This is a genomic window from Ruegeria conchae (assembly GCF_000192475.1).
In the GTDB taxonomy this organism is placed as follows: Bacteria; Pseudomonadota; Alphaproteobacteria; order Rhodobacterales; family Rhodobacteraceae; genus Ruegeria; species Ruegeria conchae.
Map to the genome: position 1 here is coordinate 103,831 of NZ_AEYW01000022.1, position 11,351 is coordinate 115,181.

General features: G+C 56.2%; 15 protein-coding genes. 6 read left to right on the forward strand and 9 right to left on the reverse strand.

Features of this window, described 5'->3' with window-relative positions; translation table 11 throughout:
* Both secB and G7G_RS0118700 read right to left on the reverse strand, forming a co-directional pair.
* Entirely contained in the window at positions 1–501 is a 501-nt protein-coding gene (gene secB, locus G7G_RS0118695; protein WP_010442985.1) for a protein-export chaperone SecB, read from the reverse strand.
* 54 nt (positions 502–555) lie between these two features.
* A complete protein-coding gene (locus tag G7G_RS0118700) occupies positions 556–1,056 on the reverse strand; it encodes an FxsA family protein (protein WP_010442986.1) in 501 nt (166 codons plus the stop codon).
* A gap of 108 nt (positions 1,057–1,164) precedes the next feature.
* Between G7G_RS0118700 and G7G_RS0118705 the strand changes: the two genes are divergently transcribed.
* Genes G7G_RS0118705 through G7G_RS0118715 form a run of 3 tightly spaced genes read left to right on the forward strand, consistent with a single transcriptional unit; the run spans position 1,165 to position 3,457 of the window.
* Positions 1,165–1,827, forward strand: a complete 663-nt coding sequence (locus G7G_RS0118705; RefSeq protein WP_010442987.1) for a Tim44/TimA family putative adaptor protein — start codon at positions 1,165–1,167, stop codon at positions 1,825–1,827.
* A complete protein-coding gene (gene mltA, locus G7G_RS0118710; protein WP_010442988.1) occupies positions 1,824–2,870 on the forward strand; it encodes a murein transglycosylase A in 1,047 nt (348 codons plus the stop codon). The genes G7G_RS0118705 and mltA overlap by 4 nt, the downstream gene beginning before the upstream one ends.
* The gene (locus tag G7G_RS0118715) at positions 2,870–3,457 is read left to right on the forward strand and encodes a Smr/MutS family protein (protein WP_010442989.1); all 588 of its coding nucleotides are present in this window, start codon (positions 2,870–2,872) and stop codon (positions 3,455–3,457) included. The genes mltA and G7G_RS0118715 overlap by 1 nt, the downstream gene beginning before the upstream one ends.
* On the opposite strand, the gene G7G_RS0118720 is transcribed toward G7G_RS0118715, so the two are convergent.
* From G7G_RS0118720 to hslU, 3 genes are all read right to left on the reverse strand, one after another.
* A complete protein-coding gene (locus G7G_RS0118720; protein WP_010442990.1) occupies positions 3,454–4,674 on the reverse strand; it encodes an MFS transporter in 1,221 nt (406 codons plus the stop codon). The two genes, G7G_RS0118715 and G7G_RS0118720, sit on opposite strands and share 4 nt — an antisense overlap.
* On the reverse strand, positions 4,671–5,768 hold the full coding sequence (locus G7G_RS0118725) for an alpha/beta hydrolase (RefSeq protein ID WP_010442991.1): 1,098 nt from the start codon (positions 5,766–5,768) through the stop codon (positions 4,671–4,673). The genes G7G_RS0118720 and G7G_RS0118725 overlap by 4 nt, the downstream gene beginning before the upstream one ends.
* 100 nt (positions 5,769–5,868) lie before the next feature.
* Positions 5,869–7,176: an ATP-dependent protease ATPase subunit HslU gene (gene hslU, locus G7G_RS0118730; protein ID WP_010442992.1), complete on the reverse strand. Its 1,308-nt coding sequence runs from the start codon at positions 7,174–7,176 to the stop codon at positions 5,869–5,871.
* 199 nt (positions 7,177–7,375) lie between these two features.
* Here hslU and G7G_RS0118735 point away from each other — a divergent pair, with 199 nt between their 5' ends.
* Complete coding sequence (locus G7G_RS0118735) at positions 7,376–7,777, forward strand: DM13 domain-containing protein (protein ID WP_010442993.1); 402 nt, start codon at positions 7,376–7,378, stop codon at positions 7,775–7,777.
* Positions 7,778–7,882: 105 nt separating this feature from the next.
* Entirely contained in the window at positions 7,883–9,124 is a 1,242-nt protein-coding gene (locus tag G7G_RS0118740; RefSeq protein ID WP_010442994.1) for an MFS transporter, read from the forward strand.
* A 95-nt stretch (positions 9,125–9,219) separates the two neighbouring features.
* On the opposite strand, the gene hslV is transcribed toward G7G_RS0118740, so the two are convergent.
* The gene (gene hslV, locus G7G_RS0118745; protein WP_010442995.1) at positions 9,220–9,771 is read right to left on the reverse strand and encodes an ATP-dependent protease subunit HslV; all 552 of its coding nucleotides are present in this window, start codon (positions 9,769–9,771) and stop codon (positions 9,220–9,222) included.
* A gap of 198 nt (positions 9,772–9,969) precedes the next feature.
* Here hslV and G7G_RS0118750 point away from each other — a divergent pair, with 198 nt between their 5' ends.
* Positions 9,970–10,167, forward strand: a complete 198-nt coding sequence (locus G7G_RS0118750; protein ID WP_010442996.1) for a DUF1127 domain-containing protein — start codon at positions 9,970–9,972, stop codon at positions 10,165–10,167.
* Between the two features lie 56 nt (positions 10,168–10,223).
* Here the strand turns inward: G7G_RS0118750 and G7G_RS0118755 are convergent, their stop codons facing one another.
* The 3 genes from G7G_RS0118755 to trxA form a co-directional block, all read right to left on the reverse strand.
* Positions 10,224–10,586 (reverse strand): Lin0512 family protein, encoded by a 363-nt coding sequence (locus G7G_RS0118755; RefSeq protein WP_010442997.1) that lies wholly within the window; start codon positions 10,584–10,586, stop codon positions 10,224–10,226.
* On the reverse strand, positions 10,583–10,933 hold the full coding sequence (locus G7G_RS0118760) for a Lin0512 family protein (RefSeq protein WP_010442998.1): 351 nt from the start codon (positions 10,931–10,933) through the stop codon (positions 10,583–10,585). Before G7G_RS0118760 ends, G7G_RS0118755 begins: the two co-directional genes overlap by 4 nt.
* 91 nt (positions 10,934–11,024) lie before the next feature.
* On the reverse strand, positions 11,025–11,345 hold the full coding sequence (gene trxA / locus G7G_RS0118765; RefSeq protein WP_010442999.1) for a thioredoxin: 321 nt from the start codon (positions 11,343–11,345) through the stop codon (positions 11,025–11,027).
* Positions 11,346–11,351: the final 6 nt, after the last annotated feature.

Sequence of the window (11,351 nt, forward strand, 5' to 3'; positions counted from 1 at the left end):
TTAAGCGTCGGTTTTTTGCGCTTGTGCGGCCTGACGGCGTGCCAGTTCGTTGCGATAAAGTGCCACGAAATCAATGTTATCCAGATTGACCGGTGGGAACCCACCGTCGCGGGTGATGTCGCTGACGATGCGACGCAGGAAGGGGAACAGCATGCGTGGGCATTCGATCATAAGGAACGGATGCACCTGATCCTCGGGCACGCCCTCCACGTGGAACAACCCGCAATAGTCGATCTCACACAGGAACAATACGTCTTCCAGGCCTTTGGCTTTAGAAGTCAGCTTCAGCTTGATCGAAACTTCGAATTGATGCTCGGTCGGGCGCTTCTTGGCATCCAGATTCACCTGAACCGAAATCTCTGGCTGTACATCGCCTGAGACGCCTTTCTGCGCCATCACGTTCTCAAAGGACATATCACGAATGAATTGCCCCAGGACGCGCATTTGAACCTGTGGTGCGGCTTGTGCCGCTGTGTTTTCTTTGGCGTCTTCTTCGGCCATTTATCTACTCCGGAATTGAAATTCGACACTGCTTATCAATTTGGGCGCGGTACCTCAATGCTGGTGCGGACCTTCCACCCATTTAGAGGGCTTTCCGGGTTCGTTACGCGGCCGGACTTCAGTGAATTCACCATCAATCATGTCGTCCTGATTGAACGGGTCAGGACCTGATCGAAACTGCGCGCCGGTGCCCATCTGGAATTGGGTGATGGTCGCCTTGGATTTCAGATAGCGGAACACAGCAACGCGGATGCCCGGAACCAGCAATGCAAAACCAACCGCATCGGTGAAAAATCCGGGGGTCAACAACAATACACCCGACAAAAGGATCATAGCCCCATGTGCAAGCGGTTCGGTCGGGTCGTCCAATTCGGCAAAGGATCGCTGTAGATTGGCCAATGCCGTGCGACCTTGTGTCCGGACCAATACAGTGCCCAGAACGGCGGTCAGGACTACGATTGCAAGCGTTGGCCATAGTCCGATCAGCCCGCCAACTTGTATGAACAGGGCGATCTCAACGATCGGAACTAATAAAAAAGCCAAGAACAGGTACATTTGCGGTATCCTTTAGCATGTGCCGGGCTGTGGACTTGCGCCCAACTGTCACCTACATAGTGGCTTGAGGCCGGGTTCACAAAGTCCTGGCGCTGAAAAGAGTATGAAATGAGCGACAACCCTATGATCCAGTTGCTGGTCCTGGCCGGAATTGCCGTTTTCCTGATCCTGCGTCTGAAAAGCGTATTGGGCACACGCGAAGGGTTTGAAAAACCACCCCTTCAACAACAGCCAGATACCAATGGTACGCGCCGTGATTTCGAGGTCATCGATGGCGGGCCGGATCACGATATTACCGATCATGTAGCCGAAGACAGCGAACAAGCGCAAACTCTGGCCGCGATGAAGCGGGTTGAGCCCAGTTTTTCGGTTAGCGAATTTGTTCAGGGTGCGCGCGGTGCCTATGAAATGATCGTGATGGGGTTCGAAAAAGGCAATCTGGACGAGATTCAACCTTTCTTGTCCGAAGAGGTTTTTGACAGTTTTGTCTCAGTAGTCGCTGATCGTGAAGACAAGGGCCTGACCATCGAAGCCGAATTTGTCGGCGTACGTGAAACTACTCTGGCAGATGTTTCGTTCGACAAGGACAGCAATCAGGCCGAGATCACCATGCGCTTTATCGGTGAGCTGACCTCGGTCGTACGTGATCGCGGGGGGGATATCATCGAAGGCAACCCCAATACGGTTAAACGCCAAAAGGACAGCTGGACCTTTGCTCGTGTAATGGGCGCGGACGATCCGAACTGGCTACTTGTTGCCACGGACGCATGATTGCAGCGATTCGGTCGCTTTTACTGGGGGTCGTCATGACCACTGCCAGCGCCAGCGCCGCCGGAGCCGAGGCGACGCGATCCATCCTGTCATTTGATGACCTTGATGGCTGGGCTGCCGACGATCACGGGGCAGCCCTTTCGGTTTTTCTGAGCACCTGCGGCGATCTGAAGGATCCGGATTGGCAGGCGCTGTGTGGCGTTGCCAGAACCTATGAACCTCAGGCCGCACGGTCGTTTTTTGAGCTGTTTTTCCGCCCGGTTCTGGTTGAAGACGGCGATGACGCGTTGTTCACAGGGTATTTTGAACCCGAACTGGACGGCTCTAAATATCCAACCAGCAAATACCGCTATCCGCTCTACCGGATGCCTCCCGAGGCGCGAGGCGCTGATCGGTGGCTTAGTCGCCGCGAATTGCTGACCGGAGACGCGATGACGGGCCGCGGGCTTGAGATCGCATGGGTCGATGACCCGGTCGAGTTGTTCTTTCTGCAAATTCAGGGTTCAGGTCGTATTCGCTTGCCCGATGGAGGTGCTCTGCGAGTTGGCTACGGCGGTGCGAACGGGCACCCTTATCGTTCAATCGGAGCCGAATTGATCCGACGTGGCGCGCTGGGCGCGCACGAGGTCAGTGCGCAGATGATCCGGGCCTGGGTACGCAAGAACCCCGAAGCCGGTGCCGAGTTGTTGTTTCACAACCCCTCTTATGTGTTCTTTCGTGAAGTGAACCGAGTTGCCCCAGAACTCGGACCTCTGGGGGCAATGAATCGCTCGGTCACCACGATGCGTAGCATCGCAGCGGACCCGGCATATACGCCCCTCGGGGCACCGGTTTGGGTTGAGAAGGATGGCAAGACCCCGTTACGGCGATTAATGATCGCGCAGGATACCGGTTCAGCCATTAAGGGTGCCCAGCGGGCGGACATTTTCTTTGGTACTGGGGATGAGGCGGGGCAAGCTGCTGGCCGTCTGAAAGACCCTGGCCGTATGGTCGTGCTTTTGCCGATTCAGCGAGCCTATGCCCTGTTACCGGATGAATTCTGATGACACGGCGCAAACTGACGTCAGAAGAGATCGAGCTGTGGCGCAAGGTCATCAAACAAGCTGAACGATTGCACCCCGAAATACCGCAGACCATCCACCCCACGACGTTGCCAAAACCCAAACCGACCAAGACCCCAAAGGCGCGCATCGAAGCGTTTGAGTTGGGCCAGACAGCGCAATCCAAATCCACGCGGAATAATCTCAAACCCTCGATCACCGAAGGATTGCGGGCAAATCCTGTGCAAATGGATACCAAGGCATTTGCGCGCATGAAACGTGGCAAGCTAAAGCCTGAGGGCAAGCTGGACCTGCATGGGATGCGTATGAGCGCAGCCCATCCCGCTTTGGTGCGTTTTATCCTGACGGCGCAGGCGCAAGGCAAGCGGTTGGTGCTGGTTATCACTGGCAAGGGAAAGGATCGCGACGAGCCCGGGCCAATTCCGACCCCGCGCGGTGTTTTGCGCAATCAAGTGCCACACTGGCTTTCTATTCCACCCTTAACGCAGGCGGTGATGCAGGTGACGCCCGCACATATCAGTCACGGTGGCGATGGGGCTTACTACGTGTACCTCAGGCGGGTTCGCTAACCCGATTGAAGTGCGCGGGCTATGCCGATCCGAACCAAGCCGCAGACGCACAAGAAGAATGCTGCGATCCAGAAGAATTGAGTGTTCAGTGAAGCGCCTTTGTCGATCAACATACCGGTCAAAGCCGGTCCGATTGCTGAACCCAGAACCATCACTGCAGCGGCCATGGCCTTGATTGCTCCTATGTGGCGCGTGCCATAGAACTCGGCCCAAAAGGCGCTGGGCAATGGATTATGCGCGCCAGCTGTAAGAGCCAGGAAAACCATTCCGATCAACGCCCCGCCAATCGAAGTTGAGACCGACAGGATCGCAAATCCGATGGCCATCGGTAATTGATAATAGGGCATCATCCGGGTCGTGCCCCATTTGTCCAACGCCCAGCCCGCTGCAAACATCGACAGGATCGAAACCCCTGTGAAGACCGGGAACAGAGCGACCAGTTGTATGTGGGGCCAGCCTTTGATTTCGGCGAGATGCACCTGATGAAAAAAGAAGGCTGTGATAAAGGCCGAAGGCGCAAGGATTGCGGGTGTCATAAACCAGAACAACGGGTTCAACAGTGCCTCGCGACGCGTCCATTGGCGACCCTGCATGCCGACAGACGAGGCATTGGTCGCCAAGCTTTGCGGTGTTCGTTCCTGACGCAGCAACCGGATCAGTACGGGAATACCCAAAGTGGTTATGCAAGCTGCAAGCCCCCATAACCAGCGCCAATCCAGAAACGCCAGAGCAGCAACGAATGTCAGGGGCAAAAGTGCCTCTCCGATTGCATACCCCAATGTTGCGATCGACAAAGCCTTGCCTCGTGTCGCTGTAAACCAGCGCGCCATCGCGACGGCCGCAAGATGGCTGCTCATCCCCTGACCGAGAAGTCTGAGAAAGAAGACCACAACGGGCAACAGAATAAGCCAAACATTCAGTGCCATTGCCAACGCGGCCAATGCCAGTCCGGTCAAAACCGCGGGGCCCAGCACGCGTACGCGAAAGATATCGGTAAGACCTCCGGCCCAGATCATCACCAGAGCGGAAACAGTTGTGCCAAGCGAATAAATCCCACCCCAGGCTCCGTGGCTTAGCTCAAATTCCGCCCGAATTTCTCCCGCGAAGATCGAGATGAAAAAGGTCTGTCCAAAGCTGGAGAGAAAGGTCAGCAGAACTCCCGCACCCAGCCAGTTTGCATTCTGGATCAGAAAGCGACGAAGGCCGGGTCGCGTCACGGGGTGCTGACCTGCGCCTGCCCGGTTTCGGTCAGAATGATTTCTGTCGCGCCATCCGTATTGCGTTCGCTGGGAGGGACGAGCACATCTATGCCGGGCCGGTCAGGACCGAATGTATTGCTGACCCTGCGGACCGAGCTGAGAATCGCCAGAAGTGCGGGCGAGGTTGCAGCCACGAAATGGGACGACCCTGCATCGCTGTTGAATGCGGTCGTGTCGATCACGTTTATCGGGTATTCGGCCAATGCGTCGGCCGAACTGATATTGCCCAGTCTCTTACTGTCCGCAGTACCGCGCAACCGCGCCGACAGGTTTAGGATCTTATCTTTCCTGGATACCATCACCACAAACGGATCTGGCGGGTTTTTGATGCTGTTCATCTGTGACCTAAACAGATCGACATCCAGATCGGGCGAGATCAGGATAACCCCCTCCAGATTGCGGTTTGACCAGCCAGGTTCACGCAGTTCGGCTTGCCGCATCATTTCCATCGACAATGCACTGCCCATCGAATGCGCGATTAGGATAACCCGTTTGACGCCCATTGATTTGAGCAGCCGGATCGTCTGTTCTAGTCCGTCGCGGGCAAACAGCATACTGTCCAGATCATAGGCGTATCCTGTTCCGCGCGCCTGGCTCGGCCAGGAATAGATCAGAGTGGTTCCGGGGATACCGATATCATGGCTTAGCTGGGCTGCACGAAAGGCAGTTTCGGTTTGCGTTGCGTTATAGCCGTGGACAAAGATCACCACGTCATCCACACCACGCAACCGGGCCGTTAGATCTTGCGGACCTGAAAACTCAGTAACATCCGCTACAACAAACTGTTTGTTCGGATTCGGGTTCGCGTAAGAGAAGTTTAGATCACCCGGCGTGTGCGACGGCGGGATCGAGACGGTCATCTCAAGATACCGCAAAGCCTCGGCGCGTTTTGCGCCATAGCTACCATCCATGTCGCGCGCACGGGTTGTCGCTGCAAAGACCGTTGCAGGGGTACCGACCTTCAGCGCTTCGGGCGTGATCTCTGTTATCGAGCGGTCCACGCAGGCGGCCAGCAGGCACAGGTTCGCGATGATGATCAAATAGCGCAGCACTGTCTGCCCCTACTAAGCAGTTACAGGGCCACGCTACCTTATTCCCGCTCAGCGTCCAGTCTGAGGATGCAGATTACCGGCAAAAACCGGCTGGCATCTGTTACAGAACGTAACGGCTGAGGTCGGTCGATTTTGTCAGTTCACCTAGATTGGCGTCCACAAAACCCGCATCAACCGTAATCTCGGCACCTGCCTGATCCGGCGCGGTGAATGAAAGCTCTTCGAACACGCGCTCCATCACTGTGTACAACCGCCTCGCACCGATATTTTCAATGCTCTGATTCACATCAGCGGCGATCCGGGCCAAGGCTGCGATTCCGTCTTCGGTGAAGCTGACCGTGACCTCTTCGGTACCCATCAGGGCGGTGTACTGGAGGGTCAGCGCATTATCGGTTTCGGTCAGAATGCGCACGAAGTCTTCTTCGGTCAACGCTCGCAGTTCCACGCGGATCGGCAGTCGACCCTGAAGTTCCGGAAGCAGGTCTGAGGGCTTTGCGATGTGGAACGCACCAGACGCAATGAACAGGATATGGTCGGTTTTCACCGGGCCATGTTTGGTGCTGACTGTAGTTCCTTCAATCAGCGGCAGCAGGTCGCGCTGAACCCCTTCCCGGCTGACATCTCCACCACGCGCGTCCGAGCGGGCACAGACTTTGTCGATCTCATCCAGAAACACGATGCCGTTCTGTTCGACGGATTCCAACGCCGCGCGGGTGACGGTTTCGTCGTCCAGCAGCTTGTCGGCTTCTTCCCCGATCAGGGCATCGTAGCTTTCGGCGACGGTCATGCGCTTCTTGACCGTGCGACCACCGAAGGCTTTGCCGAATATATCGCCTAGATTCATCATCCCCATCTGACTGCCGGGTTGGCCCGGAACGTCGAACATCGGCATCGGGCTTGAGGTATCGGACAGCTCCAATTCGATCTCGGTATCGTCAAGCTCGCCGGCCTTAAGCTTCTTGCGGAACATCTCACGCGTGGCTTCGCGGGCGTCGGTGCCTGCAATCGCTTCGATCACGCGATCTTCGGCCGCCTGATGGGCGCGGGCTTTGACATCTTCCCGCATGAATTCGCGGGTTTGCAGGATCGCAGCATCGGCCAGATCGCGCACGATCTGTTCAACATCACGGCCGACATAGCCAACCTCGGTGAATTTGGTGGCTTCAACCTTAATAAACGGCGCGCGGGCCAGTTTGGCCAAACGGCGACTGATTTCTGTTTTGCCAACGCCGGTGGGACCGATCATCAGGATGTTTTTCGGATAGACCTCGTCGCGGATATCATCCGGCAACTGTTTGCGCCGCCAGCGGTTGCGCAGCGCCACGGCGACGGCGCGTTTTGCGTCTTTCTGCCCGATGATAAAGCGGTCCAGTTCCGAGACAATCTCGCGCGGGGTCAGGTCGGTCATAAGTGTTCTATCCGTATGTTTCGCTGCGGAACCTAATCATACGGCGCGAAAACACAAGCCGATCACGGAAAGATCACGGCAACTCACAGACAGCACACGGAAATTCGTGGCGATGTGAATCGTCAATCATGCGGCAACTGCTGCATAACCCTTTGCGACGGACACCCCAGTCCGCATCATTTTACGGAGATACCTCATCATGATGACTCGTCGTTCGCTTTTTGTGAAAGCTGCAGCTACAGGCGCAGCGCTGACCCTGGCCGGCACGACCTCTGCCCTGGCCGGCGGCGCCAAAAAGAATGGCACATTCGAAGGTCGCTCGAACCACATCACCACTGGTTCGGTGAAGCTGGTCAAAGACGGCGAACGTTACATCGTTGAACTGGGTCAGGACTTTTCGCTGGATGGCGGCCCGGACCCACGCGTTGCGTTTGGCAAGGACGGCACATATGCGCCCGATAGCAAGCTAGGCGCGCTGCTGCACCTGACTGGCAAGCAATCCTATGCCGTTCCGCCAACCATGGATCTGTCGGGCTATAACGAAGTCTACATCTGGTGCGAGGTTGCTGGTGTCCCGCTGGGCGTCGCTTCGCTGAAGTAATCACGACTGTCAGAGGTCGGAGTTTCTGGCCTCTGACACGCCGTTAGGTAACAGCGCAACTGTCTGTTACACTCGCCCCAAGATATTGGAACTGGGGGCGTTTTTATGACCAAGATTGCCAAGATTACCTTGCTGTTCGTGGTCTTTGTTGACCTGATCGGACAGGGGTTGGTGTTTCCCATAATCAACTCTCTGATCATGGAAACAAAGTCGGGCTTTCTGCCGGAAAGCACGGCCATGGGCACCCGGCATTTCTATTATGGTCTGGTGATCGGCTGCTTCTTTCTGTCTTGGTTTCTGGGGGTGGTCTATGTCTCGAAAGTCTCAGATTCCATCGGGCGCAAGAATGCCCTTCTGGTTTGCCTGACCGGAGCGCTGGTCGGCTACGCCCTGACCATCGCCGCGCTTTATATGAACAGCTTGCTTTTACTGATCATTGGCCGGTCGATCACCGGATTTACCGCTGGCAATCAGCCGATTGCGCAGGCTGCAATGATTGACGGCAGCACGGATGCAGCTGACCGAGATCGCAACATGGGCTACATCGTGACCGGCGTCAGCTTTGGCCTTGTGGGTGGCCCGATTATCGGCGCGGTCCTGTCGGATGCCGCCTTGCTGGGCAGTGCAGCGACGTTAAAGACACCTTTCTACGGGGCGTTTGTTCTGGTCCTGATCGCGATCTTCCTCGTGACCACATTCTTCAAGGATACCAGGACCGAGCGCGAACCCTTTGTCTTCCGTCCCCGTGACATCACCGATAGTCTTATAGCTGTCCGTGAGCACCCGTTGGTTCTGAAAATCATGCCCGTCTATGCGCTGTTCATGGTTGCCAACGTCACTTTCTATGTGTTCGTCGACAACTTCCTGACCAGCGCGTGGGGCTATGGCGTGATCGGAGGTAGCATGGCGATGGTGGTGATTGGCGTTGCGCTAGCCTTCTCCAGCACCTTCCTTGTGAAGCCTGCACAGGAACGATTCAGCAAGCACCAGATCATCTATACATCATTGGTGGTTATGGTGATCTGCGGCTTTGGCTTTGCCTTCAGCCCAAGCGGTGTGCTGAGCTTTATCCCGGTCTTCTTCTTCTATTTCTTCTTCGGCGTGTCCTACCCGACACTGCTGGGCTTGTTCTCATCCAGCGTTTCCGAAACGGATCAAGGCTGGGTTATGGGCGTAACCACAGCCGTGTTCTGCCTGGCAGGCGGCATCATGTCCCTGATTGGAGGCGGATTGATGAGCATCGATATCCGCGTGCCCTACTACATCGTAATCGTGACCGCGCTGATGGGTCTGATCGGGATGCACATGCGTTGGAAAGGGAAAGAGATCAAAGCGCTGTTAGCCTGAGTCGTTTGCGTTTGATTTGGATCGAAATACGCCGCCCCTCCCTTCGGTCGAACGCGCATTTCGATCCATTGCTTTTGGCTAAAACGCAGAACGTCTTAAATCGTTTCGACAGTCAGGTTGCCGTTTGTGTAGACACAGATATCCGCCGCAATTGCCATGGCTTCGCGCGCCACATCTTCGGCCGGTTTGTCGCTGTCCATCATCGCACGAGCCGCTGCGAGGGCAAAGTTGCCACCCGACCCGATGGCGGCCACGTTATGTTCGGGCTCAAGCACATCCCCTGCCCCGGTGATCACGAGCAGATCCTTGCCGTCGGTTACAATCAGCATTGCCTCAAGCTTTTGCAGGTATTTGTCGGTGCGCCAGTCCTTGGCCAACTCGACCGAAGCGCGGGCCAGTTGGCCGGGTGTTGCCTCAAGCTTGGCTTCCAGCCGTTCCAGCAGCGTGAACGCATCCGCCGTAGATCCGGCAAACCCGGCGACCACCTCAAACCCGCCCGGTGTCAGGCGACGTACTTTTCGCGCGGTGCCCTTGATCACGGTTTGGCCCAGGCTGACCTGCCCGTCCCCGGCGATGACAACCTGCCCGCCCTTCTTGACGCCAATAATGGTGGTGCCGTGCCATCCGGGAAAATCGCTGTCTGCCATGAATGCCTCCGTTATCCGTGCTGCCATATATGGGCCGGGCACGGGTTCTGCGCAACCAGTTCTCAAACCGCCCAAAAGATATGCAGAAAATGCAAACCGGGACTGTTGAGTCAGCATTTGTGAGACTCAGCCGCCGGAGTTACATGAGGCTCACAACCGACAACGGGTCGGCTGTTTCTGTTAAAAAGGACTACGCACATGGCAAACGCTGTCGCAAAAACCCATGCGCCGCTCGGAGCAGTCACCATCCTGCACGCAGTGGACGTATTCTCCCACTCATTCGAAAATGTTGTCGAATGGTATCAATCTCGCAAGACCCGCAATGAACTGGCGCGTCTGAGCGATGAGCAACTGGATGATATTGGCCTGAACCGTGCCGACATCACCAAGTTCTGATCTAGGATCAGAATTAGACGTAAGATGAGCCGCTCAAACGAGCGGCTTTTTCTTTTTCAGCTCTTGACGAATTTACCCGCCAGATCAGGCAGATATGCCTCAACCGCAGCGGTGGCGACAACATGAAGCGTGCCTGCCCCGGCGTCCTCGACATCCAGCCCGCCTTTGACGGCACGGACCGAAGCGCGCCCCCGCGGAAGATCAGATGCGACAAGATCACAATCAACCGCCTCGGGCCGCTGCACTCCAATCGTGACCTCAACGCGCATCTCTTCGTGGCTGATGCCCAGCTTAGAGAACAATGTGATTGACGAGTGGTGCAGTGCGTCCTGAACAGCGCGGCGCGCGGCCTTGGTATAGTCCTGACCATAGAGGTCATTGCCGGTTCCCATCTCCAGAATGATGCGTTTCTCGGTCATTGCGCGGGCTCCATGTCAAAAGACACAATGATCGCCGCATTGGCGATCACCGTGCGGCCCTCGATGTGGGACTTTTCAATATCCAAGCCGCCTTGCGTTACCGTGATATTCGGTTGGCCGTATGGAAATACAGCTTTCAGCGCTTCGGTATCTACCTGGTCTGGTTGTTGGACGCCAATCTCGGCATCAATAATCATGGCTTCTTTCGGAAACCCGAACAGCTCTGCCATGTTCACCGAGTTATGCCAGAGTGCATCTTTGATGGCGCGCAACGCCGCCTCGGTATAGTCCTCACGCCGCAACGACGTGCCCAATCCGAATTCTACCAGAACTCGTGTTTTTCCCATTTCTTGTTCCCGTCAGATCAGCACATCCGTGCGGTCAACCAAAAAAGGCGTCCCGCATGAGACGCCTTTGATGCAATTGGTTCACACCGGCTCAGATCGACTCGTCGATCCAGCTTTGCAGTGCCGCTTTGGGTGCAGCGCCCGCACGGTTTGAAACGACCTGCCCATCTTTGAAGATGAACAGCGCCGGGATGCCGCGTACGCCCATGGCAGCCGCCGCGTTCGGGTTGCTGTCAACGTCCACTTTGGCAATCTTCACCTTGCCGCCATATTCACTGGCTAGCTCTTCCAGAGCGGGGCCGATCTGCTTGCAGGGGCCGCACCACTCGGCCCAGAAATCCACCACGACGGGGATATCAGAATTCTTGACTTCGGCGTCAAAGGTATCGTCGGTTACGGCAACGGTCGACATGTCTGT

Coding starts and splice junctions, on each gene's coding strand:
- mltA (WP_010442988.1), top strand. CDS start 1,824: ATGATTGCAGCGATTCGGTCGCTTTTACTGGGGGTCGTCATGACCACT.
- secB (WP_010442985.1), bottom strand. CDS start 501: ATGGCCGAAGAAGACGCCAAAGAAAACACAGCGGCACAAGCCGCACCA.
- G7G_RS0118715 (WP_010442989.1), top strand. CDS start 2,870: ATGACACGGCGCAAACTGACGTCAGAAGAGATCGAGCTGTGGCGCAAG.
- G7G_RS0118755 (WP_010442997.1), bottom strand. CDS start 10,586: ATGACCGAGAAACGCATCATTCTGGAGATGGGAACCGGCAATGACCTC.
- G7G_RS0118750 (WP_010442996.1), top strand. CDS start 9,970: ATGGCAAACGCTGTCGCAAAAACCCATGCGCCGCTCGGAGCAGTCACC.
- trxA (WP_010442999.1), bottom strand. CDS start 11,345: ATGTCGACCGTTGCCGTAACCGACGATACCTTTGACGCCGAAGTCAAG.
- G7G_RS0118740 (WP_010442994.1), top strand. CDS start 7,883: ATGACCAAGATTGCCAAGATTACCTTGCTGTTCGTGGTCTTTGTTGAC.
- G7G_RS0118735 (WP_010442993.1), top strand. CDS start 7,376: ATGATGACTCGTCGTTCGCTTTTTGTGAAAGCTGCAGCTACAGGCGCA.
- G7G_RS0118760 (WP_010442998.1), bottom strand. CDS start 10,933: ATGGGAAAAACACGAGTTCTGGTAGAATTCGGATTGGGCACGTCGTTG.
- hslU (WP_010442992.1), bottom strand. CDS start 7,176: ATGACCGACCTGACCCCGCGCGAGATTGTCTCGGAACTGGACCGCTTT.
- G7G_RS0118700 (WP_010442986.1), bottom strand. CDS start 1,056: ATGTACCTGTTCTTGGCTTTTTTATTAGTTCCGATCGTTGAGATCGCC.
- hslV (WP_010442995.1), bottom strand. CDS start 9,771: ATGGCAGACAGCGATTTTCCCGGATGGCACGGCACCACCATTATTGGC.
- G7G_RS0118705 (WP_010442987.1), top strand. CDS start 1,165: ATGAGCGACAACCCTATGATCCAGTTGCTGGTCCTGGCCGGAATTGCC.